Raw genomic sequence first — 230 nt, forward strand, 5'->3', positions numbered from 1 at the left:
CGGCATGATCGAGCGCCAGTGTGATGATGCGATCCCGGATATCGTCGGGGATACGGTTCCAGACCCGTGACGGCGCGGACGTCCGGTCTTCCAACCCCTCGACACCGTGGGTCAGGAAACGATCATACCAGCGATAGAAGGTCGGCCTTGGAATGCCGAGCCGGTCGAGGGTTTGTCTGGCCGACAGGTGCGACTGCTCGACCAGCCGGATGATCTCAAGCTTCTCGGTG

1 protein-coding gene is annotated in these 230 nt (G+C 61.7%); it reads right to left on the bottom strand.

Going from position 1 to position 230, the window contains the following annotated elements:
• Positions 1 to 230, bottom strand: a 230-nt coding sequence (locus HBA93_RS23950; RefSeq protein ID WP_221724869.1) for a helix-turn-helix domain-containing protein, incomplete at both ends; no start/stop codon positions are given.

This window comes from Ochrobactrum sp. SFR4 (assembly GCF_019730395.1).
Taxonomy (GTDB): domain Bacteria; phylum Pseudomonadota; class Alphaproteobacteria; order Rhizobiales; family Rhizobiaceae; genus Pseudochrobactrum.